The organism is Pseudonocardia bannensis, assembly GCF_012911875.1.
Taxonomy (GTDB): Bacteria; Actinomycetota; Actinomycetes; order Mycobacteriales; family Pseudonocardiaceae; genus Pseudonocardia; species Pseudonocardia bannensis.
Genome location: NZ_JAAXKZ010000025.1, coordinates 26,102 through 46,257, shown reverse-complemented (window position 1 = coordinate 46,257; position 20,156 = coordinate 26,102). Strand labels below are relative to the sequence as shown.

General features: G+C 72.5%; 21 protein-coding genes and 1 pseudogene. 6 read left to right on the top strand and 16 right to left on the bottom strand.

The window, feature by feature from the left end:
- The first annotated feature begins 93 nt into the window (after window positions 1-93).
- Both HF519_RS09640 and HF519_RS09635 read left to right on the top strand, forming a co-directional pair.
- The gene (locus HF519_RS09640; RefSeq protein WP_312860017.1) at window positions 94-1,554 is read left to right on the top strand and encodes a 1,4-alpha-glucan branching protein domain-containing protein; all 1,461 of its coding nucleotides are present in this window, start codon (window positions 94-96) and stop codon (window positions 1,552-1,554) included.
- A gap of 88 nt (window positions 1,555-1,642) precedes the next feature.
- Window positions 1,643-2,902: a glycosyltransferase family 4 protein gene (locus HF519_RS09635; RefSeq protein ID WP_169412307.1), complete on the top strand. Its 1,260-nt coding sequence runs from the start codon at window positions 1,643-1,645 to the stop codon at window positions 2,900-2,902.
- A 6-nt stretch (window positions 2,903-2,908) separates the two neighbouring features.
- Here the strand turns inward: HF519_RS09635 and HF519_RS09630 are convergent, their stop codons facing one another.
- Window positions 2,909-3,064 carry a hypothetical protein gene (locus tag HF519_RS09630; protein WP_169412305.1) on the bottom strand — a complete coding sequence of 52 codons (156 nt, stop codon included), beginning with the start codon at window positions 3,062-3,064 and terminating at the stop codon, window positions 2,909-2,911.
- A gap of 111 nt (window positions 3,065-3,175) precedes the next feature.
- Window positions 3,176-3,925 carry an acyltransferase gene (locus HF519_RS09625; RefSeq protein WP_169412303.1) on the bottom strand — a complete coding sequence of 250 codons (750 nt, stop codon included), beginning with the start codon at window positions 3,923-3,925 and terminating at the stop codon, window positions 3,176-3,178.
- Between the two features lie 120 nt (window positions 3,926-4,045).
- Between HF519_RS09625 and HF519_RS09620 the strand changes: the two genes are divergently transcribed.
- Window positions 4,046-4,330: a hypothetical protein gene (locus tag HF519_RS09620; RefSeq protein ID WP_169412302.1), complete on the top strand. Its 285-nt coding sequence runs from the start codon at window positions 4,046-4,048 to the stop codon at window positions 4,328-4,330.
- A 262-nt stretch (window positions 4,331-4,592) separates the two neighbouring features.
- On the opposite strand, the gene HF519_RS30365 is transcribed toward HF519_RS09620, so the two are convergent.
- From HF519_RS30365 to HF519_RS33250, 7 genes and pseudogenes are all read right to left on the bottom strand, one after another.
- A complete protein-coding gene (locus HF519_RS30365) occupies window positions 4,593-4,979 on the bottom strand; it encodes an aldehyde dehydrogenase family protein (RefSeq protein WP_312860015.1) in 387 nt (128 codons plus the stop codon).
- Window positions 4,976-5,656: an HAD family hydrolase gene (locus tag HF519_RS09610; RefSeq protein WP_169412300.1), complete on the bottom strand. Its 681-nt coding sequence runs from the start codon at window positions 5,654-5,656 to the stop codon at window positions 4,976-4,978. Before HF519_RS09610 ends, HF519_RS30365 begins: the two co-directional genes overlap by 4 nt.
- 155 nt (window positions 5,657-5,811) lie before the next feature.
- A complete protein-coding gene (locus HF519_RS09605) occupies window positions 5,812-7,269 on the bottom strand; it encodes a nicotinate phosphoribosyltransferase (RefSeq protein WP_169412298.1) in 1,458 nt (485 codons plus the stop codon).
- A gap of 559 nt (window positions 7,270-7,828) precedes the next feature.
- Complete coding sequence (locus tag HF519_RS31170; protein WP_246242952.1) at window positions 7,829-8,065, bottom strand: PfkB family carbohydrate kinase; 237 nt, start codon at window positions 8,063-8,065, stop codon at window positions 7,829-7,831.
- 23 nt (window positions 8,066-8,088) lie between these two features.
- Window positions 8,089-8,355: a hypothetical protein gene (locus tag HF519_RS31165; RefSeq protein WP_246242946.1), complete on the bottom strand. Its 267-nt coding sequence runs from the start codon at window positions 8,353-8,355 to the stop codon at window positions 8,089-8,091.
- Window positions 8,352-9,383, bottom strand: a complete 1,032-nt coding sequence (locus HF519_RS09595) for a LacI family DNA-binding transcriptional regulator (RefSeq protein ID WP_246242945.1) — start codon at window positions 9,381-9,383, stop codon at window positions 8,352-8,354. The genes HF519_RS31165 and HF519_RS09595 overlap by 4 nt, the downstream gene beginning before the upstream one ends.
- Before the next feature lie 168 nt (window positions 9,384-9,551).
- A pseudogene (locus HF519_RS33250) lies at window positions 9,552-9,617 on the bottom strand (hypothetical protein); the annotation flags it as partial.
- Window positions 9,618-9,987: 370 nt separating this feature from the next.
- Here HF519_RS33250 and HF519_RS09585 point away from each other — a divergent pair.
- Complete coding sequence (locus tag HF519_RS09585; protein ID WP_169412296.1) at window positions 9,988-10,923, top strand: nucleoside hydrolase; 936 nt, start codon at window positions 9,988-9,990, stop codon at window positions 10,921-10,923.
- Between the two features lie 33 nt (window positions 10,924-10,956).
- Here HF519_RS09585 and HF519_RS09580 read toward each other — a convergent pair whose 3' ends face one another.
- From HF519_RS09580 to HF519_RS09550, 7 genes are all read right to left on the bottom strand, one after another.
- The gene (locus HF519_RS09580; RefSeq protein WP_169412294.1) at window positions 10,957-11,616 is read right to left on the bottom strand and encodes a response regulator transcription factor; all 660 of its coding nucleotides are present in this window, start codon (window positions 11,614-11,616) and stop codon (window positions 10,957-10,959) included.
- 136 nt (window positions 11,617-11,752) lie between these two features.
- Window positions 11,753-12,961, bottom strand: coding sequence for a DivIVA domain-containing protein (locus tag HF519_RS09575; protein ID WP_169412292.1), 1,209 nt, complete (start codon window positions 12,959-12,961; stop codon window positions 11,753-11,755).
- 173 nt (window positions 12,962-13,134) lie between these two features.
- The gene (locus HF519_RS09570) at window positions 13,135-13,803 is read right to left on the bottom strand and encodes a response regulator (RefSeq protein WP_169412291.1); all 669 of its coding nucleotides are present in this window, start codon (window positions 13,801-13,803) and stop codon (window positions 13,135-13,137) included.
- Window positions 13,800-14,945: a MacS family sensor histidine kinase gene (gene macS / locus HF519_RS09565; protein WP_312860014.1), complete on the bottom strand. Its 1,146-nt coding sequence runs from the start codon at window positions 14,943-14,945 to the stop codon at window positions 13,800-13,802. The genes HF519_RS09570 and macS overlap by 4 nt, the downstream gene beginning before the upstream one ends.
- 43 nt (window positions 14,946-14,988) lie before the next feature.
- Complete coding sequence (locus tag HF519_RS09560) at window positions 14,989-15,948, bottom strand: class I SAM-dependent methyltransferase (protein ID WP_169412289.1); 960 nt, start codon at window positions 15,946-15,948, stop codon at window positions 14,989-14,991.
- Between the two features lie 108 nt (window positions 15,949-16,056).
- The gene (locus HF519_RS09555; protein WP_169412287.1) at window positions 16,057-16,836 is read right to left on the bottom strand and encodes an enoyl-CoA hydratase/isomerase family protein; all 780 of its coding nucleotides are present in this window, start codon (window positions 16,834-16,836) and stop codon (window positions 16,057-16,059) included.
- A gap of 119 nt (window positions 16,837-16,955) precedes the next feature.
- Window positions 16,956-17,720, bottom strand: coding sequence for an ABC transporter ATP-binding protein (locus tag HF519_RS09550; RefSeq protein WP_169412323.1), 765 nt, complete (start codon window positions 17,718-17,720; stop codon window positions 16,956-16,958).
- Between the two features lie 110 nt (window positions 17,721-17,830).
- On the opposite strand from HF519_RS09550, the gene glgX reads away from it, so the two are divergent.
- Both glgX and HF519_RS09540 read left to right on the top strand, forming a co-directional pair.
- Window positions 17,831-19,843: a glycogen debranching protein GlgX gene (glgX, locus tag HF519_RS09545; RefSeq protein ID WP_312860013.1), complete on the top strand. Its 2,013-nt coding sequence runs from the start codon at window positions 17,831-17,833 to the stop codon at window positions 19,841-19,843.
- 67 nt (window positions 19,844-19,910) lie between these two features.
- The gene (locus HF519_RS09540; RefSeq protein WP_169412285.1) at window positions 19,911-20,129 is read left to right on the top strand and encodes an FmdB family zinc ribbon protein; all 219 of its coding nucleotides are present in this window, start codon (window positions 19,911-19,913) and stop codon (window positions 20,127-20,129) included.
- Window positions 20,130-20,156: the final 27 nt, after the last annotated feature.

Below are 20,156 nucleotides of genomic sequence, written 5' to 3'. Positions count from 1 at the left end.
CCGGTGGTAGGCGCGCGCAGGCTTCCGGAGCCGTCCGGACCGACGCCCGGGGCGGTCCCGACCCGATCGGAGCCGGTCGGCACGTTCTGCCTGGTGCTGCACAGCCACCTGCCCTGGCTGGCGAACCACGGGCGCTGGCCGGTCGGCGAGGAATGGCTCTACCAGTCGTGGGCACACTCGTACCTGCCGGTGCTCGACGTCGTCCGGAGGCTGGCCGCCGAGGGCCGCCGCGACCTGCTCACCCTCGGGGTCACCCCTGTCCTCGCCGCCCAGCTCGACGACCCGCACTGCCTGCGCGGCATGCACGACTGGCTGGGCGGTTGGCAGTTGCGGGCGCACGGGGCGTCGGCGCGGCTGCCCGACCTCGCCGCGCACGAGCACCGCCTCGCCTCCGCCGCGCTCAGCGAGTTCGAGGACCGATGGCGGCACGGCGGATCTCCGGTGCTGCGAGAGCTCACCGATGCCGGCGCGCTGGAGTTGATCGGCGGCCCGGCGACCCACCCGTTCAGCCCGCTGCTCGACGAGCGGGTGCGCGCGTTCGCGCTGGAGACCGGGCTGGCCGACACCGGGTGGCGGATCGGCGACCGGCCCGAGGGGATCTGGGCGCCCGAGTGCGGGTACGCGCCGGGGATGGAGCACGGCTACGCGGCGGCCGGGGTGCGGCGCTTCCTGGTGGACGGGCCCGCGCTGCGCGGCGAGACCGGGCTGGGGAGGACCGTCGGAGACTCCGACGTGGTGTGCTTCGGCCGCGACCTCGACGTCACGTACCGCGTGTGGTCGCCACGCAAGGGCTACCCGGGCGGGCGCGACTACCGGGACTTCCACACCTACGACCACCCGTCGGGCCTCAAGCCGGCGCGGGTCACCGGGCGCACGGTCTCCCCGGAACGCAAGCGGCCCTACGACCCGGCGCGGGCGGCAGCGGCCGTCGAGCGCGACGCCACCGACTTCGTGACGACGGTCCGGGACCGGTTGCTGGACCTGCGCGCGCAACTGGGCCGTCCCGGACTCACCGTCGCCGCGTTCGACACGGAGCTGTTCGGGCACTGGTGGCACGAGGGCCCGGCGTGGCTGGAGGCGGTGCTGCGGGCACTTCCGGAGGCCGGGGTGCGGGTGACGACGCTGGCCGGAGCGATCGACGCCGGGCTGGTCGGCGCGCCGGTGGAGCTGAACGCGTCGTCGTGGGGATCGGGCAAGGACTGGCGGGTGTGGGCGGGGGCGCAGGTCTCCGACCTGGTGGAGCTGAACGCCGGGGTGCAGCGGGCGCTGCTCGCCGCGGTCGACCACACTACCCGGGCGGCCGTTCGGGACCCGTTGCTCGACGCGGTCGCCGGGCAGGCGCTCCTCGCGCTGTCCAGCGACTGGGCGTTCATGGTCAGCAAGGACTCCGCCGCCGACTACGCCCGCGCACGGGCACAGCAGCACGCCGCGCGGGTCACCGAGCTCAGCGGGCTGCTGACCGCCGGTCGGCGCACCGCCGCCGCGCGACGGGTGGCGCGCTGGGGCGACGGCGATGCCGTCTTCGGCCACCTCGACGCCCGCGGGTTGCGCTAGCGCTTCCCAGCCGGAGCGGTCGTTCCCCGTGAGGATCAAGACCTACCCGCGGGTAACAGGAGGGCGTGGGTTTGCGAGGATCATCGGGATGCGGGTGCTGATGGTGTCGTGGGAGTACCCCCCGGTCGTGGTCGGCGGGCTCGGCCGGCACGTCCATGAGCTGGCCCGCGAGCTGGCGGAGGCGGGCCACGAGGTCGTCGTGCTGTCGCGGCGGCCCGCCGGTTCCGACGCCGCCACGCACCCCACCGTCGACGAACGGGTGGACGGGATCCGGGTGCTGCGCGCAGCCGAGGATCCGGCGCACCTCGAGTTCGAGCGGGACATGATCGCCTGGACGCTCGCGATGGGCCACGCGATGGTCCGCGCCGCGCTGACCCGGCTCGGGGACTGGCGTCCCGACGTCGTGCACGCCCACGACTGGCTCGTGGCACACCCGGCCATCGCACTGGCCGACGTGCTGGGCGCCCCGCTGGTGGCTACGCTGCACGCCACCGAGGCCGGCCGCCACGCCGGATGGCTGTCCGCACCGCTGAACCGGCAGGTCCACTCGATCGAGTGGTGGCTCGCCCACCGGGCGGACACCGTGATCACGTGCTCGCGCTCGATGCGTGACGAGGTGGCCACGCTGTTCGAGCTGGACCCCGACGCGATCGCGGTGGTGCACAACGGGATCACCCCGCGCGGCTGGCGGGTGAGCGCGGGCCGGGTGGCCGCCACCCGCGAGCGGTACGCGCCCACCGGCGAGCCGCTGCTGCTCTACTTCGGACGTCTGGAGTACGAGAAGGGCGTCCAGGACCTGATCGCGGCGCTACCGCGGATCCGTCGCCGCCATCCGGGCACCCGGCTGGTCGTCGCCGGGCGGGGCACGCAGGAGGAGTTCCTGGTCGGCGAGGCCCGGCGGCACCGGGTACGGCGCAGCATCGACTTCGTGGGGCACCTGCCCGACACCGAGCTCGCCGCACTGCTGGCCGCCGCCCACGCCGTCGTGCTGCCGAGCCGCTACGAGCCGTTCGGCATCGTGGCGCTCGAAGCCGCCGCAGCCGGCGCACCGCTCGTCGCGTCGTCGGCGGGAGGGCTGGGCGAGGTCGTCCTCGACGGGATCACGGGGGTGTCGTTCACTCCGGGGGACGTGCCGGGGCTGGCCCGGGCGGTCGGCTCCGTGCTCGACGACCCCGCCGCCGCGACGGTGCGGGCCCGCGCGGCCGGCTCCCGCCTGGGCAGCGACTTCGACTGGTCGGTCATCGCGTCCCGGACCGCCGCGGTCTATGCGCAGACGCCGGCCGGCGGCCCGCTCGAGCTGGAGCGGCCCAAGATCCCGACGGGAAACGTGTTCGGCCCGGCGGACTGATCGCGGTCAGGCGGCCTCGGTCAGCACGCGCAGCGCGGCGTCGGGGTACTCCGCGGCGAGCTGCTCCACGAGGTCCTCACGGCCCTCGGCGACGGCCCGGTTGAGGGCCTCGGCGTAGTCGTCGGCGAGCATCCGCAGGCGCTTCTCGATCTCCCGCGACACGGTCGGTCCTTTCCTCGTCCTCCGTGGACGACGGCGCCGATCGCACCCGCCCATCCATACGAACGCGGTCGCGATCAACGGTGTTTCCGATTCGGGCCCGCGTCACGCCGGTCAGGCCCGCTCCAGCCGCTCCTGGACGGCGGCCTCGGTCTTGCGGGCGATGTCGGCCAGCGCGGCGCGGCGCTCCGCGTCCGCCTCGTAGTCGGCGATCCGGCTGCGCACCACCCGCGCCGGGGCACCGACGGCGATGGAGAACTCAGGGATGTCGCCCCGCACGACGGCGTGCGCACCGAGCACGCTGCCCCGCCCGACGCGGGTGCCCCGCAGCACCGTGACCTTGGCCCCGAGCCAGCAGTCCGGCCCGATCCGCACGGGCGTCTTCACGATGCCCTGGTCCTTGATCGGCCGGTGCACGTCGCTCGTCACATGGTCGAAGTCGGTCACGTAGACCCAGTCCGCGATGATCGACGCGGCACCGATCTCGACGTCGAGGTAGCAGTTGACCGTGTTGTCCTTGCCGAAGACGACCTTGTCACCGATCCGCAGCGAGCCCTCGTGGCAGCGGATCGAGTTGCCGTCACCGATGTGCACCCACCGGCCGATCTCGAGGCGTCCGTAGCCGGGCCGGGCGTGCAGCTCCACGCGCTTGCCGAGGAACACCATGCCCCGCAGGACCACATGGGGGTTCGCGAGCCGGAACCGCAGCAGCCGCGCGTAGCGGACCAGGTACCAGGGTGTGAAGGCCCGGTTGCGCAGCACCCAGCGCAGCGAGGCGAGGGTGAGGAATCGGGCCTGCCGCGGGTCCCTGCGGGCCCGTCGGCCCCAGCGCTGCCGCAGCGGAGCGCCCCACATGCTGGTCATGGACAGGCACCTTATGCCGCGCGTGATCGCCCACGTTTGCCCGGCGGTAACGGTGGGCAAGCACCGGGGTCAGAGCCGGCCCGGCCGTCCGCGGCAGCGACCCGACCACCGGAGGACCCCATGACGACCGAGAGCTCCCGGACCGACAACCTCGAGGAGGAGGACCGGGTCGTCTCCCGCCGGGTCGACCACGGCACCACCGCGAGCGACGAGGACCGGCGTGCGTACCGGGCGGCGGACCCCGCGGCCGGTACCGGACCGGCCGAGCCCGGGAGCCCGGTCCAGCCCGACGACCGCGCTGCGACCTCGACCCGGACGGACGGCGAGCAGAGCGGCGGCACCACCGAACGCGCCGGCCGCGAGCTCGCCGACGACGACGACAGCGAGCCCAGCCGCTCGGAATGAGGCCGGGCCGGCCCCTCGGCCGACTCGCCCGGCCGCCCCGCAGGTAGACCGTCGTACTGCGGGTGAAGAATTCGCGCGAGGCGCGGCCCTGCTCCTCGGGCCCGTAGCCGCTGTGCTCGGCGCCGCCGAACGGGACGTGCGGATCGGCCCCGGCGGGCTCGGAGTCGACGTGCAGCACCCCGACGTCCAGGTGGTCGACGGCCGCAGTGCCCGGTCGAGGTCGTTGGTGAACACCGCCGCGGACAGGCCGTAGGCGCTGTCGTCAGCCAGCGCGAACGCGGCGCCGGAGTCGTCGGCCGCAGCACACCGAGGACCGGGCCGAACAGCTCGTCACGCCAGAGGTCGACCTCGCGCGACGGCAACTCCAGCACCATCGGCGCCACGAAACCAGGTCGTCCGCGACCGCGCGCTCCACGATCAGCCGCGAGGTCGCGGTGCACTTCTGCCCGGTCGAGCGGAAGGCCCCGAGCAGCACCTGCTCGGCGGCGAGCTTCAGGTCCGCGTCGGCGAGCACCACCGAGGCGTTCTTGCCGTCCATCTCGGCCTGGACCGGGATCCTGCGGGCCGCGCAGGAGGCCGCGATCGATCGGCCCACCGCGATCACCCGGTGCGCGCTGGCACCGATCGCCGCGTCGACCGTGGCCGTCACGACCGGGCCTGCTGCCGTCGCAGCGGGGAACCGCCCGCTCCGGCCCCGTTCGCGGACTCGAACAACGCCCGCCCGGCCGCGTACGCCTCGCGCAGGTCCGTGCCCTCGTAGGACACCGCGGCGAGCCCACGGATCTTCGCGTTGCCGTTGACCGCGACGGTGTGCGGCAGCCGCTGGAACAGCAGCACGTCGGAGGTGGAGTCGCCGTAGGCGACGCACTCGGCCGCGGTCAGCCCGTAGTCGGCCATCAGGACATCGGCGATGGTGACCTTGTCCTCCGCGGTGAGCAGCAGGTCGTGTCCGGAACGCCCGCCCGGGACCACACCGGCCCCGTGGGCCGATCCCACTCCCCATCGGATGAGGCGCTCGACGAAGAACCGCGGCGACTGCGAGATCACCGTGCTGTACTCGCCGCGCACGGCGATGTCGGCCATCACCTCGGCCACCCCGTCGATCCACGGGGACGCCTCGAAGGCCTGGTCGATCTGCTCCTCGCTGATCCCCTCCCAGAGCGGCAGCACTCGGTCCAAGAACTCGATGTCGGTGATCTCGCCGCGTACCCAGGCCTCCTCGACGGCGTTGGCCAGATCGAACTTGCCGAGGTAGCGCGACAGCTCGACCGACGCGGCGCCGCGCAACAACGTGCCGTCCATGTCGAAGATGTGCAGTCTGCTCATGTCCGCGGTTCCCACTTCCGGCCGTCGGTGCTCGGCAACTGCGTCATCTCGCGGCGCACTCCTCGCGTCGGGACTGTTCGGGGCAGACGGGCCGACGGTGCCCGCCGCGCCGCACCCGGACGGGCCGGGTGCGGCGCGGCGTGGTGTCATCGCATCTAGACGACGGCGGCGACGGCTCCGTTGTCGGCCGCGCGCATCGGTCCGACGATGTCGATGTAGTAGGACTCGGGCACCTCGCGCTCGCTGTTCGCGATCACCTCGGTGAAGTCCCACTTCTTGAGCAGCTTGCCGTTGCGGAAGACCGGCTTCAGCACGTTCTGCTCCGGCGGGATCGAGTCGCGCGCAACGGTCGAGTACTCGCCGTTCTCGTACTTCAGCGCGAGCCGGCCCTTCTTGGACAGCTTGAACGTGGAACCCGTCGGCGACTTGGCGATGTCGCGCCACTCGCCGTTGACCCGGACCGCGTTGGCCTTCTGGCCGAAGTTCATCGTGTCGCGGTTCCAGTGCTGCAGCAGCCCACCGCCCATGCCGAACACGGCGTTCTCGGCGGACAGGCCACGGCGCTCCATCTCGATGAAGATCGCGCGCAGGCTGGTGAAGGTCACGCCGTCGCCCTGGACCGTCCGGATGAACGGGGGCAACACCTTGAAGCCCTTGCTGTTCGTCTCGTAGCCGAACGCGTCCATCAGCCACTCGGTGGTGTCCGCGGTGACCTGCACCGGGTCACCGGAGTCCGGCCGGATGCCGACCAGGCCCGGGAAGTTCCGGATCTGGTCGTTGAGCTCCTTGCCGATGATGTTCTTGACCGCGTTCTCGTGGTCGTAGGTGTCGGTCAGCAGCAGCGCGCAGCCGTCGGGAGCCATGGTCTCCAGCATGTTGCGCATCGCCGCGGCCTCGCCGTCGCGGCCCCAGGCGCAGAACCCGGCGTGCTCGGAGTTGGGCCCGGAGTTGGAGACCTTGCCGGCGTTGTAGTAGCGCTTCGCCGCGAGGATGCCGGGAACCGTGTCGCTCTGGTTGAAGTTGACCAGGTGCGCGAGACCGCCCAGCGCCGCGGACTGCTGCGAGCTGACGCCACGGGCGCCGTAGTCGTGCAGCATGAACCGGAGCAGCTCGGGGTGGTCGGAGGTGCGGTGCAGCGCTTCCTTGATGACCTGCTTCGACAGCCAGCTGACGGTGCCGATCGTGGTCGGGTACCAGACCGCGCGCAGCAGGGCGGTCTCGAAGAAACTGGTGACCCACCAGTACTTCGGGTCGGTGTTGATGAGCTGGACGAGTACGTTGCTGGCCGGCAGCACGGTGCCCTCGGGCACGGCCTCGATCTCGACGGGCAGGTAGCCGTCGTAGTCGTTGAGGATGCCCATCCAGTTCTCGCGGTTGAAGTGCATGCCCTGCTCGCGGACGACGAACTCGGCCTCGTCGATGTCCTCGAGCGTGATCGGGCGCATCAGGTACTCGCGCAGGTAGGCCTGCAGCCCCACGAACATCGTCACGGGGAAGGCGCCGCCACGGGACTCGATGTAGCTGGAGACGTACTCAGTGCCCGGGGGGTACAGCGGGTAGTGGCAGTGCTTGTAGTTGTCCGTGTTGATGATCAGGTTGTCGAGATACCCCATGAAGAGCCCGCCCTTGTCTCGAGAGTCGTTTCTAACGGGGGGAAGTACTGCGTCCGAGGTCTTTCGACCTGCGTGAGCCGTGGCCGTAAAACCTGACGTTCCGTACTGCGAGCACCTTGGCCTACGGGGGCGATCGCCACCAGAGGTTCCGCGGTGGAGCAGCACGATTGTAACGATTCTAATGCGATGGTCAACGCATTCGACCGAGTGATTCGCCCTCGTTGGCGCATTGGCTCCGATGCCGGCGGCCGATCATCGAAACGGACCGGAGCGTCCGAAGGGGCTTTCGGAGCCCAGACGCACAGGAATCGGACGATCCCGGCCCGAGCCCGACCGGGTTGTGAAAGGCCAGGCCCCAGCCTTTCCGTTCACCTGGACGCCATCGCACGGTGACTGATGGGAAGCATTGATCCAGCACAGTGCCCACCCGGGTGAACGTCGTGCTTCATCTCCGGACACACGGAACGCTTACGGCCGGAATCGCAAGTCGAAGGGGTGTAAGCCATTATGGCGTCGCCGGCGATGCGCTCCGCTGCGACGTGTCGAAGCAGTCGGTCGGTCAGTCCTGTAGGGCGGCGTCGATCGCCGCGACGGAGGGCAGCCCGGCGCGCGCGCCGATCTGGGGCACCGACAGCGAGGCCGCAACGGTTGCGATACGGACGGCGCCGGCGAGATCGTCCCCGGCTGCCAGGCGGGCCGCGAGGGCCCCGTTGAAGGTGTCACCGGCCCCGGTCGTGTCGCGCACCGTCGTCTTCCCGGGCGGCACGTGGGCGGCCTGCCCGTCAGTGGTCGTCATGAGCACCCCGTCCCCACCCGGCGTCACGACGCCCGGGCACCGGTCCGAACCGTGAGGCGGCGCGCGGTCGAGCACCGTGTCGGGCACGGGCAGCGCCGCCGGCGCGGCCGACGGTCCGTCCCGTCGGCCGCGGCGTTGGCACCCTTGCCGCCACCGTGGCGCACCAGTCCGGCATCCACGACCGTCTCCCCCGGCCCGGGGAGGCGGTCCGTGGGGACCACGAAGTCGACGTTGATCGCGCCGACCACGACGACGGTGTCGCCGGCCTGGCCACCCTCCGCGCCGCTCACGGCGACCCCGCCGGCGGCGGGGCCACCGAGTCGCGCAACTGCACGGTGGTGGGCAGCAACCCGAGCAACTCGCTTTCCTTGTTCTCCAGCAGATCGAACAACGCCGTCACCGCCTTGTAGCCCATGTCGTGCGCCGGCTGACGCACCGTGGTGAGTCGCGGCGTGATCAGCGAGGAGAGCGGGAGATCGTCGAAGCCGACGATGCTCACGTCCTCCGGTACCCGGATCCCCGCTGACTTGCAGTACTCCAATGCGCCGATGGCCATCAGGTCGTTGGCGCACAGCAGCGCCGTCGGCCGCTGCGCCACCGGCCTCGAGAGCGCTTGATCGGCCAGCGCCGTACCCGAGGCCTGGCGGTAGTCCCCGACCAGGATCGGCACCTCGTCGGGATCCATCCCGGCGCCCGCCACCGCCTCGCGGTAGCCCGCCAGACGTTGCTGCGCCGTCCACAGCGCCGACGGGCCGCTGATCACCGCGATCCGCCGGTGGCCCTGGTCGAGCACGTGACGAGCAACCTCCCGAGCACCCCGGCGCGAATCGCACGCCACCGCGGGCAGGTCGAACCCCGGGATCTGCTCGTCGACGAGCACGACCGGACCGAACCGGGACAGCTCGAGGATCGAGGCCGGCAGCGTCCCGGTGCCCGACAGGAAGACCACCCCGTCCAGACGCTGGCCGCGCAGCAGTTTCGCGTGGCTCTCCTCGGGCTGGCCGGTCGCGTCGGGCACGCAGAGCACCACGAGCACGTCGCGCGCCGACGCCGCCTTCTGCACGCCCTCGGCCACCGTCGCGAAGAACTGGTTGGTCAGCTCGGGGACCACCAGCCCGATCGTCGACGCCGAGCGGCGCTTGAGGCTGCGCGCCGACTCGTTGGGCGAGTACTCGAGCACCCTGACGGCGTCGAGCACCCGGTTGCGCCGCTCGGGCGCGACCGGGCCGCTGTCGTTCAGCACGTAGCTGACCGTGCTGACCGAGACGCGGGCGTGCTCCGCGACGTCCTTCATGGTGGGCCGACGGCGCGCCGTCATGGCGACGACCTCCCTAGGGGCGGGCGTTGGCCGCCCACGAGAGGATGGACGCCCACAGTTCCCGGTAATGCGCCCATCCGACGAACTCCGGCGGCGACCAGTGCGGTACAGATCGGATGTGAACGCTACCGCACGACCGGCCCCGAACTCCCCGACCACCAGCAACGGGTCGTCCTCCGCGCCGGCGATGACGGTGGCGTCCGGCGTCGCGACGACCCGGTTGTAGCCGATCATCGGCCGCTCCGGCGGGGCCCACCAACACCGGCCGGGCGGGCCACCGGGCGGAGCTGCGGACCGAGCTCGAACGGTTGCTCGCGGCCCGGCCGGCCGCGGTGGGCGGCGGACCTGACCGCGGCGCGGGTGCCTGCCGGGGTCGTCAACGACGTGGCGGGCGCCTTCCGGCCGGCCACCGAGCTCGGGTTGCGACCCGTGATCGACATCCCGCGGGAGGACGGCAGTACGGTGTCGCTTACCCGCAACCCGATCGAGCTGTCGCTGACGCCGCCGAGCTATCGTCGGCGCCACCGCGCCTCGCCGATCGGGAGGCCACCGACACCGTGATCTGATCCGCATCCCCGCCTCACCGACCGACGGGAGCCCCGCCGTGCCCATCCCGCTGATCATCGACACCGACACCGGGGTGGACGACGCCGTAGCGCTGGTGCTGGCGTTGCAGAGTCCCGAGGTCGACGTGCGTGCGGTGACGGTGCCGTTCGGCAACGTCGGCGTCGAGAAGACCTTCGCCAACGCCCGTCGCGTCCTCGCGCTGGCCGGCCGGACCGACATCCCCGTGGCCGCAGGGGCGGCCCGGCCGCTGGTGCACCTGCAGGAGGAGCGGGCGCCGCAGTGGCACGGGGCCGACGGGCTGGGCGGCCGCGCGGCCGAGTTCCCGGAGCCGATCGCGGCGGACCCCAGGTTCGCCGTCGCGCTGATGGCCGACGTGCTCCGGGAGGCGACCGAGCCGGTCACCATCGTCTCGATCGGGCCGCTGACCCACAGCGCGCTGCTGCTGGGCGCGCATCCCGACCTCGTGACCAAGATCGACCGAATCGTGGCGATGGCCGGTTCGCTGGGGGCGGGCAACACCCGGGGCGTGGCCGAGTTCAACGTGTACGCCGATCCCGAGGCCGCGCACCGGGTGCTGAACCAGTTCGAGGTGCCCGTCACCATGGTGCCGCTGGACATCACGATGCGCTGCCTGGCCGACGGCGCCTGGATCTCCAAGCTCATCGCCGGCGGGCCGCGCTGCGCCGCCCTGGCCGGCGTGATCGCGCTCTACCGCGAGGCGTTCCTCGAGCGCTACGGCATCGATGCGGTGGCCCTGCACGATGCTCTCGCGGTGCTCGAGGCGATCCTGCCCGGGACGCTGCGCACCACGGCGCTGCCGATCCAGGTGGCCTGCGACCTCGGCCCGGCCCGCGGCGCCACGGTCGCGGACCGCCGCCCCGAGGCGCAGGGCCCGCCCGTGCACGTCGCACTGGACGCCGACACCGAGGCGGTCCTGGCCGAGGTGCTGCGCCGCCTGGTCTCCTTCGGCTGACGCCGCCGTGAGCGGCGATCGCCGCTCAGGAGCTCAGGCCAGTCCGTGTTCGATCGCGTAGCGGACGAGTGCCGCACGCCCGTGGAGCCGGAACTTCCGCAGCGTGCGCTGGATGTGGTTCTCCACCGTGCGTGGCGAGAGCACGAGCCGGACCGCGATCTGGCGTGCCGTCAGCCCCGCCACGACCAGGCGCAGCACATCGGCCTCCCGCTCGGTGAGCCGCGGAGTCGTTCCTGCCTGCACTCCCGCTCGGCCGTACTCCTCCAGGATCACCTCGGCCAGGCCCGGACTGAACACCGCCTCCCCCGCGGCGGTGCGGCGCACCGCCGCGGCGAGCGCGGCCCCGGCGCCGTCGTGGACCAGCACACCGGCGGCCCCGGCCCGCACCGCGGCCAGCACGCCCCCGTGGTCCTCACCCGTCACCAGGACCAGCACCGGGATCTCGGGGGCAGCCGAGACGATCGCGTCGACGAGCGGCGCGGCGTCCGGGCCTGCCACATCGACCACGGCGACCTGCGGCCGACGGGCCACGATCAACGTCACCGCCTCGTCCACGTCGACGGCGGTGCCGACCACGTCGATCCCCGCCGCGACCAGGAGCGCCGCGTCGGCGCCCCGACCGTCGCCGCCGCCCGCCCCGGGGCCCACCACGACCGCGGCCGGCCCTGATCCGATCCGCTCCGGCCCGCCCATTCCGGCGACCTCCTGGTACCGCCCGCGGCCGGCCCGTGCCGGCACCCGAGGGGCAGTCTCCCATCGATGATCACCGCCGGGACGCGGTTGCGCGGCTACCACCTGGACGGGGGAGGTCGCGGCCCGGGCCGCCGGTCTAATGCTTGTCGCGCGGTGCCGGTATGACCAGCTCGGGCAGTGTCCGGTCGATCATCATCCGGCTGCGGGTGAGCTGCTGGACGAGCTGAGCCCGCACCGAGTGCAGCTCGTCGACCTGCCGCTGGGCCTCCTCGACGACGCGGCGTGCGGCGTCGTTGGCCTCGGCGATCAGGCGTTGCGCGGTGCGCAGGTTCTCGGCCTGCAGAGCGGTCAGCTGCACCAGCACCTCGCGGCACCGCAGAGCGAGTGTCGTGCGGAACTCCTCGTCCGCCGCGGCCCGCTTGGCGACCGCCACTTCGTGCAGCCGAGCCCGTTCCCGGGCGGCTTCCCGGCGCAGCCGGCGCACCGTCCGTTCGGCTTCCGCAACGCCCTGATGAGACCCACCCTCACCGGCCTGAGGCTCGGCCGACGAATCCTCATCGGGCCCGGAGTCGTCCTCGCGGCCGGGATGCAGCTGGGCTTCGGCTGCCGAGGCCGCGTCGGCAGCCATCGGCGGCGCCGCTGCAGCCGTGCGCGCCTCGGCTGTGCCGGTCGTCGGCCCCCCGGCGGCGCCGGCCGCCCTCGGCGACCCGGGAGTGGTCGGTGTCGCCGTGGCGGTCGGTGTCACGGTGGCGGTCGAGGTCCCGGCAGCCGTCGAGGTCCCGGCAGCGGTCGAGGTCCCGGTGGCGGTGGCTGTCGCCGGCGTCCCGGCGCCGCCGGCGGTCGTCTGCGTTCCGGCGGCGCCGGCCGACACCTCTGCGGCCGCGACGGTCGGCATCTCGGCAGCGGCGGTCGGCGTCCCGGTGGCGGTTCCGGGCGCACTGCCGGCTTCCCGCTCTGCCGGGGCGGCGTCCTGGCGGGCCCTTTCCCGGGCCTCGGCGATGATCTCGGCGGTGTACGCGGCGGCTTCCGCCTGCATCGTGCCGAACTCGTCGCGGGCAAGCCGCTGCATCAACTGCAGCCGCTCGCTCATGCTCTCGACGCTCTCGGGGGGAAGGCTCAGACGCGGGACCTGGAAGCGCAGTCGCTCGATCTCCCGACGTGCTGCGTCGAGCTCGCGGAGGAACTGGGCGGCCTGCCCCAGCGCAGCGTCTCGATCAGCGACCAGGATCTCGAACTCGAGCTCGATCTGGCGTAGATGCGCGGTGACCTGCGCGGGGTCGTAGCCCCGGCGGACCGTGGCGAAGGACGGGGCCCACCGAGGCGCTTCCTGCCCGACGACGACCATGCTCGTCACCATATCTAGTGACGACGATCACGTCCCAGTGTTGAACGTTCAGTCACCGACTTCACTCGGTCGCCGTCTCGATAGACCCTCTCTGCTCATCAGAAAGTCAGCATTCGCACACTGTGAGTGATGATGAGAGCCCCTCGCCCTTCGCGGGCCACCCTCCCGGAGCCTCATTCGGCGCCGGCGATCCCCTGCTCGATCGCGAAGCGGACCAGTTGCGAGCGGTTGTGCAACTGCAGCTTGCGCAGCGTGTTCTGCACGTGGCTCTCCACGGTCCGGTGCGACAGCACCAGCCGCTCCCCGATCTGTTTGGCGGTCATCCCCTTGGCCACCAGCCGGAGAACCTCGGTCTCCCGTTCGGTGAGTGCGGGCACGGCCGGGGAGTCCCGATGCGACGGCTCCCCCGCCAGCCGGCGGTACTCCCCCAGCACCAGCCCGGCCAGCCCTGGGGTGAAGACGGGGAAGCCGTCAGCGGTGCGGTGCACGGCGTCGAGGAGTTCCTCGGCGCTCGCGGACTTCACCAGGTAGCCGCTCGCCCCCGCCTTGACCGCGTCCAGCACGTCGGCGTGCTCTCCGCTGGCCGAGAGCACCAGCACCTTCGTGTCGGGCAGCTTCTCCAGGATCCCGGCGATCGCGGCCACGCCCGAGGTGGCACCGAGGTTGAGATCCATGAGCACCACGCGGGGATTCGCGGCGGGGGCGATCCGGATCGCGGCGTCGGCGTCCGGGGCGGTGGCGACCACGCGGCAGCCACGCTCGGTGAGGTCGCGGGCCACGCCTTCGCGCCAGATCGGGTGGTCGTCGACGACCATCACGGTCACCGGCGTCTGCTCGATCATGTGCGCACCCCCGCCGTCGGTACCCGGATGATCCACTCGGTACCCCGGCCGGGCCCGGTGTCGCAGTCGATCGTGCCACCCAGATCGTGCACCCGGCCGCGCATCGAGCGGGCGACCCCCAGCCGTCCCTGCTGCTCGGCTTCCGCGAGGCGGCCGTCCGGGATGCCCGGCCCGTCGTCGCGGACGCTGATCTCCACGGTGTCGTCGCCCTCCTCGACGAACACCCAGGCCGGGGCGTCCGGACCGACGTGCGCGGCGGTGTTGGCCAGCGCGGCGCGCACCACCGCGACCAGCTCGTCGACGGTCGCCGCGGGCAGCTCGAGCGGATGGGCGGGCGCGGACACCGTGACCTGCGACGACGTGAGCGCCCGCAGTGCCGCCGCCAGATCCCTGCGGCCCGCGCCGTCGACGGCGGCGGACCCGCCGGTCAACAGGGTGCGCAGGGCGACCTCCTGTTCCCCGGCCAGCACCCCGAGCTCGGCGGCGCCACCACCCAGCTCCGCCCCGCGGCGCCGGACGTGGGAGAGCACCTGCAGCACGCCGTCGTGGATCGAGCGGGCCAGCCGCTCCCGCTCCGCCGCCGCGGCCTCTGCCGCCACCGCCAGCCGTACCCGCTCGGCCCAGCGTCGCAGCACGGTGGAGGCGAAGCCGATCGTGAGTCCGGCCAGCACCAGCAGCTGGACGTCGCCCAGCTCGGCCGTCCCGATGCGTCCCTTCGACAGCAGCAGCGCCGCGGAGATCACCAGCGCCCCGGCCACGCCGCCGCGGAGGCCGAAGGCGATCGCGGACGCCAGGGCCGCGCCCGGGGTCCAGATCGAGCCCATGCCGGGGATGCCGGCGTCCAGCTGGGCCGGGGTCAGGACGAACGGGGTGGTGGCCATGACACCGGTGGTGACGACGAGATCGGCGACGGCCAGTCGCCCGCGGCGGTCGGGCGGTCCGCCGAGGTAGCCGTAGGCCGTGACGGCCGTCCACACCGCCATCACCGCCATCACGGTGAGCGCACCGGCCGGTGCCGCGTACTCATCGAGCCGGAAGAGCGCGAGCACCGAGACGCTGATCAGCGTCAGCACGCGATAGACCAGCAGCCCGCGCCAGAGGGGTTCGAGCGGGCGGTCCATGTCGGACAGTGTGCCTGTCACTACGCCATCGTGCGGCCGGCCGGGCGCCGTCGGATCAGTAGGACTACCGAACCGGCTTCGTTCCCGTGATCAGAGCGTTGTAGAACCAGGCCCGCGGCACCACCCGGGACAGCAGGTTCTGGTCGAGCCAGGACAGCCGCTGCCAGCTTCGGTAGGCGAACATCGCCCAGCCCATCCCGAGCTTGCCCGGGGGGACCGCGGCCTCGAACGTGCGCACCGGCCAGCCCAGCATGGCAGCGGCGAACTCCTCGGTGGCCACCCGCGCGTCCGGCGCCCCCGCACGGCGGGCCATCGCCTCCAGGTCCGCCGGGTCGAAGGTGTGGATGTCGACGAGCGCCTCGAGCGCCGCCGCCCGCGACGACTCGTCGAGCTCGGTCTGCGGGCGCCGCCAGCCCTGCAGCGCAGGCAGCTTGGTGATCGTCGTGGTGGCTTTCCAGGTCAGCGCACCGAGGCGGCGGGCGTAGAAGTCGCCGATCATGGTGGGCTCACCGGCGAAGACGAACCGGCCGCCCGGCTCGAGCACCCGCAGCACCTCGCGCAGCGCGCCCTCGACGTCGGGGATGTGGTGCAGCACGGCGTGTCCGACGACCAGGTCGAAGGAGTCGTCGTCGTACGGGATGCGCTCGGCGTCCGCGACCCGGCCGTCGACATCGAGCCCGAGGCCCTTCGCGTTGCGCAGTGCGGCCTGCACCATCCCCGGCGACAGGTCGGTCACCGAGCCCTTCGTCGCCGCCCCGGCCTGCATGAGGTTGAGCAGGAAGAACCCCGTGCCGCAGCCCAGCTCCAGCGCCCGCTCGTACGGCCAGCCGGTGTCCCCCGCGACGAGCCGGAAGCGGTCGGCCGCGTAGGAGACGCAGCGCTCGTCGTACGAGATCGACCACTTGTCGTCGTAGGAGCCGGCCTCCCAGTCGTGGTAGAGGACGTTGGCCAGCTTCGGGTCGTGCCGGGCTGCCTCGACCTGCTCGGCGGTGGCATGCGGGTTGGGCGCCGGGTCCGTACTCATGAGTAGGAAGGGTAGCCAGCCGTCGCGGCATGCCGGGGCGGGCCCGGCACGGCCGAGGCCCGGGCCCGACACCGGCATCCGACCGCCCGAGGGCGGGGCCGGACCGCCTCAGCGGCCGATGAACTTCGCCTTGCCCGGGCCGTTCTCGACGAAGGACTCCATGCCGATGGTGCGGTCCTCGCTCGCGAAGAGCCCCGCGAACCCGTCGGACTCGATGTCGAGCCCGGTGCGCAGGTCGGTGTCCAGACCGCCGTCGATGGCCCGTTTGGCGGCGGCGTAGGCCAGGGCCGGGCCGTTGGCGAACTGGGAGGCGTAGGCCACCGCGCGGTCGTACACCTCGTCGGGCGCGACGACCTCGTCGACGAGCCCGATGGCCAGGGCCTCCTCGGCGCCGACGAACCGGCCGGTGTAGACCATGTCCTTCGCCCGGGACGGGCCGATCAGCCGGGCCAGCCGCTGGGTGCCGCCGCCACCGGGGATCACGCCGAGCAGGATCTCCGGGACGCCGAGCTTGGCGTTGTCACCGACGATGCGCCGGTCGCAGCTCAGCGCGACCTCCAGGCCGCCACCCAGGGCGTAGCCGGTGACGGCGGCGATCGTCGGCTTCGGGATCGAGGCGACCGCACCGAGCCCGGCGGAGAGCCGCCGCGCGACCGGGGCCATGTCGGAGTACGACATGGTGGCCATCTCCTTGACGTCCGCGCCGGCGGCGAACACCTTCTCGCCGCCGTAGACGATCACGGCGCGGACGTCGTCGCGCCGCGTCGCCTCGTCGGCGCAGGTGAGCAACTCCTCCTGCACCTGGCGGTTCAGCGCGTTCATCGGCGGCCGGTTCAGCCGGATCGTGCCCACACCGTTGTCGACCTCGAGGCTCACGAACTCAGTCACGCCATGGACCCTAACGTCCCCACCCCGCCCGCCGTGTTGTCACGAACGGCACTTTCGATCAACAGGTTCGATCAACAGGTTCGAACGAAGGTGCCGTTCGTGGGGCGCCGGGTGCGTGGTCAGCGGAGCCAGGCGGTGTAGCGGCCGCGGCGGCGCTGCACGGCCAGCGGCAGACCGAAGGTGGTGCTCAGGTTCTCGTCGGTCAGCACGTCATCGAGCAGCCCGGCGGCGACCACCCGGCCCTCGCGCAGCAACAGCCCGTGGGTGTAGCCGGGTGGGATCTCCTCGACGTGGTGGGTGACCAGCACCGAGGCGGGCGCACTCGCGTCCAGCGCGAGCGCGGAGAGCCGGCCGACCAGGTCCTCGCGCCCGCCCAGGTCGAGCCCGGCCGCGGGCTCGTCGAGCAGCAGCAGCTCGGGGTCGGTCATCAGCGCGCGGGCGATGAGGGTCCGTTTGCGCTCGCCCTCGGACAGGGTGCGGAACTCCCGGTCGGCGAGCCGCTCGACGCCCAGCGCGGCCAGCAGGTAGCGGGCGCGGCCGGTGTCGGTCTCGTCGTAGCGCTCCCGCCAGCGGCCCAGCACCCCGTAGCCGGCGCTGACGACGACATCGCTGACGGTCTCGTCGCCGGGGACACGCAGACCCAGGTTCGCCGACGACAGCCCGATCCGGGTGCGCAGCTCGAACACGTTCACCCGGCCCAGCCGCTCGCCGAGCACGTGCACCGCGCCCGCGGACGGGTGCAACTCGGCGGCGGCGAGCCGCAGCAGCGTCGACTTGCCTGCGCCGTTCGGGCCGAGGACGACCCAGCGCTCGTCCAGCTCGACGGCCCAGTGGACGTCGGCGAGCAGGCTCGTGGCGCCACGGCGCACCGCGACGCCGTCCATGTGGACGACGAGGTCGGTGAGATCGGGTTCGGCACCGCCTCCCGACGGGTCGGTGACGATGGACTCAGGGAGCGATCCGGTCGAGGCCACGAGCTCTATCCTGGCCGATCGTGCCGGTCTTCCCGTTGGGTGCCCATGTCGACGCCGACGGGGTCCGCTTCGCCGTCGCCTCGACCAGCGCGGACGCTGTCGAGGTGTGCCTCGTGGACGGTCCGGACGGTGATCTGACCGAGCGCCGCGTCGAACTGACCGAGCACACCTTCGGGGTGTGGCACGGCACGGTTGCGGGTGTACGGGCCGGCCAGCGCTACGGCTACCGGGTGCACGGGCCGTACCGGCCGTGGGACGGGGTGCGCACCAACCCCGCCAAGATCCTCGTCGACCCGCACGCGCGGCAGATCACCGGGCGGGTCACCGATCTCGCAGCCGCCCGCGGCTGGTGCGACGACCCGATGACCGGACCGCCCAGCACGGTCGACTCGCTGGGGTCGGTGCCGCTGTCGGTGGTGACGGCCCCGCTCGCCGTGCCACCCGGCGCCCGTCCGGACGTGCCGTGGTCGGAGACGGTGATCCAGGAACTGCACGTCCGTGGCTACACCAAGCTGCATCCGGAGGTGCCGCCGCAGCACCGCGGCACCTACCTCGGGCTGGCCCATCCCGCGGTCATCGAGCACCTGCGCCGGATCGGGGTCACCGCGGTCGAACTGCTCCCGGTGGCTTCCATCGCCGACGAGCCGTCGCTGCTCGAACGGGGTGCCACGAACTACTGGGGCTACTCGACGCTCGGGTTCCTGGCTCCGCACGCCGGCTACGCGAGCGTCCCGGGGGCGGAGCTGACCGAGTTCCGGACCATGGTCGACGCCCTGCACGCCGCCGGCATCGAGGTCATCCTCGACATGGTTCCCAACCACACCGCGGAGGGCGGGGTCGGCGGGACCACGCTGTCCTACCGCGGCCTCGACGCGCGGTCGTACTACTCGTTGGGCGGCAGCGGGCACGACGCCGACATCACCGGCTGCGGCAACACCCTCGACTCCGGCTCCCCGACCGTGATCCGGCTGGTCTGCGACGCGCTGCGGCACTGGGTGACCGCGTTCGGGGTGGACGGCTTCCGGATCGACCTGGCCAGCGTGCTCGGCCGTCCGCGTTCCGGGGCGTTCGACCCGAACGCCTCACTGCTCACGGCGATCGCCGTCGATCCGGTGCTGTCGACGGTCAAGCTGATCGCCGAGCCGTGGGACGCGACCGGCGAGGGGTACCGGGTCGGCGGGTTCGGCGTCGCGTGGTCGGAGTGGAACGGCCGCTACCGCGACGCGGTGCGCGACTTCTGGCGCGGGCACGGCCGGATCGGCGAACTGGCGTCCCGGGTGACGGGCAGCTCCGACATCTACGCGCTGTCCGGCCGCCGACCGTGGGCGTCGATCAACTTCGTCACCGCCCACGACGGGTTCACCCTGCGCGACCTCGTCTCCTACCAGGGCAAGCACAACGAGGCCAACGGCGAGAACAACCGGGACGGCACCGACGACAACCGCTCCCAGAACTTCGGGGCCGAGGGCGAGACGAGCTCACCGGTGATCAGGGCGCGGCGGCTGGCGACGGCCCGGGCGATACTGGCGACCCTGCTGCTGTCCACCGGCACCCCGATGCTCGTCGCGGGCGACGAGCGGTGGCGCACCCAGGGCGGCAACAACAACGCCTACTGCCTCGACGACGAGACCTCGTGGGTGGACTGGTCGGACTCCCCCGAGGGGGCCGAGCTGACCGCGTTCACCGCGCGCGTGGCGGAGCTGCGCCGCTCCTACCCCGACCTGCACCGCGACCGGTTCTTCGCCGACACCGAGGCGTCCTGGTGGCACCCGTCGGGGCGGCTGATGGACAACGGCGACTGGCACGACGGCGGTGCCCGCACGGTAGGGCTGCTGGTCAACGACGGGTTGCTGCTGCTGCACGCCGGCGACACCGCGACGCCGTACACGCTGCCGCCCGACGGGCGGTTCCGGCCGGTGCTGGACACGAGCGTCGGCGACGGGAAGCCCGTCTCGACCCGCGCACTGCCCGGCGGCAGCACGATCACCCTGCCCCCGCACTCGGTGCTCTTCCTGGGGCTTTGCCGCCCGTGAGTGCACAACGCCGTCGGAACGGCGTCATCCACTCACGACCGGGTGGAAGGCCGGTACGCTGCGGTGCGTGCCTCGCTATGAGTTCCGCTGCCGGGAATGCTCGACGACCTTCGAGGTCAACCGCCCGATGAGCGCCTCCGGTGACCCGGCACCCTGCCCCACCGGGCACAACGACACCGTCAAGCTGCTCAGCACGGTGGCGATCGCCGGCGCCGGCTCGCGCAGTGCTCCCCGCGCCGCCGCCCCGGCCGGTGGCGGCTGCTGCGGTGGCGGCTGCTGCGGCTGACGGCCCCGGCCGGTCCGTCCACAGCCG

Excerpts from the sequence above, each read along its gene's own strand:
- HF519_RS09595 (WP_246242945.1), bottom strand. The coding sequence starts at position 9,383 with ATGACGGCGCGCCGTCGGCCCACCATGAAGGACGTCGCGGAGCACGCC.
- HF519_RS09625 (WP_169412303.1), bottom strand. The coding sequence starts at position 3,925 with ATGACCAGCATGTGGGGCGCTCCGCTGCGGCAGCGCTGGGGCCGACGG.
- HF519_RS09635 (WP_169412307.1), top strand. The coding sequence starts at position 1,643 with ATGCGGGTGCTGATGGTGTCGTGGGAGTACCCCCCGGTCGTGGTCGGC.
- HF519_RS09580 (WP_169412294.1), bottom strand. The coding sequence starts at position 11,616 with ATGGGCGGGCCGGAGCGGATCGGATCAGGGCCGGCCGCGGTCGTGGTG.
- HF519_RS09560 (WP_169412289.1), bottom strand. The coding sequence starts at position 15,948 with ATGAGTACGGACCCGGCGCCCAACCCGCATGCCACCGCCGAGCAGGTC.
- HF519_RS09620 (WP_169412302.1), top strand. The coding sequence starts at position 4,046 with ATGACGACCGAGAGCTCCCGGACCGACAACCTCGAGGAGGAGGACCGG.
- HF519_RS09575 (WP_169412292.1), bottom strand. The coding sequence starts at position 12,961 with ATGGTCGTCGTCGGGCAGGAAGCGCCTCGGTGGGCCCCGTCCTTCGCC.
- HF519_RS09570 (WP_169412291.1), bottom strand. The coding sequence starts at position 13,803 with ATGATCGAGCAGACGCCGGTGACCGTGATGGTCGTCGACGACCACCCG.
- HF519_RS09605 (WP_169412298.1), bottom strand. The coding sequence starts at position 7,269 with ATGGGGTATCTCGACAACCTGATCATCAACACGGACAACTACAAGCAC.
- HF519_RS09610 (WP_169412300.1), bottom strand. The coding sequence starts at position 5,656 with ATGAGCAGACTGCACATCTTCGACATGGACGGCACGTTGTTGCGCGGC.
- HF519_RS31170 (WP_246242952.1), bottom strand. The coding sequence starts at position 8,065 with ATGACGACCACTGACGGGCAGGCCGCCCACGTGCCGCCCGGGAAGACG.
- HF519_RS09550 (WP_169412323.1), bottom strand. The coding sequence starts at position 17,720 with ATGGACGGCGTCGCGGTGCGCCGTGGCGCCACGAGCCTGCTCGCCGAC.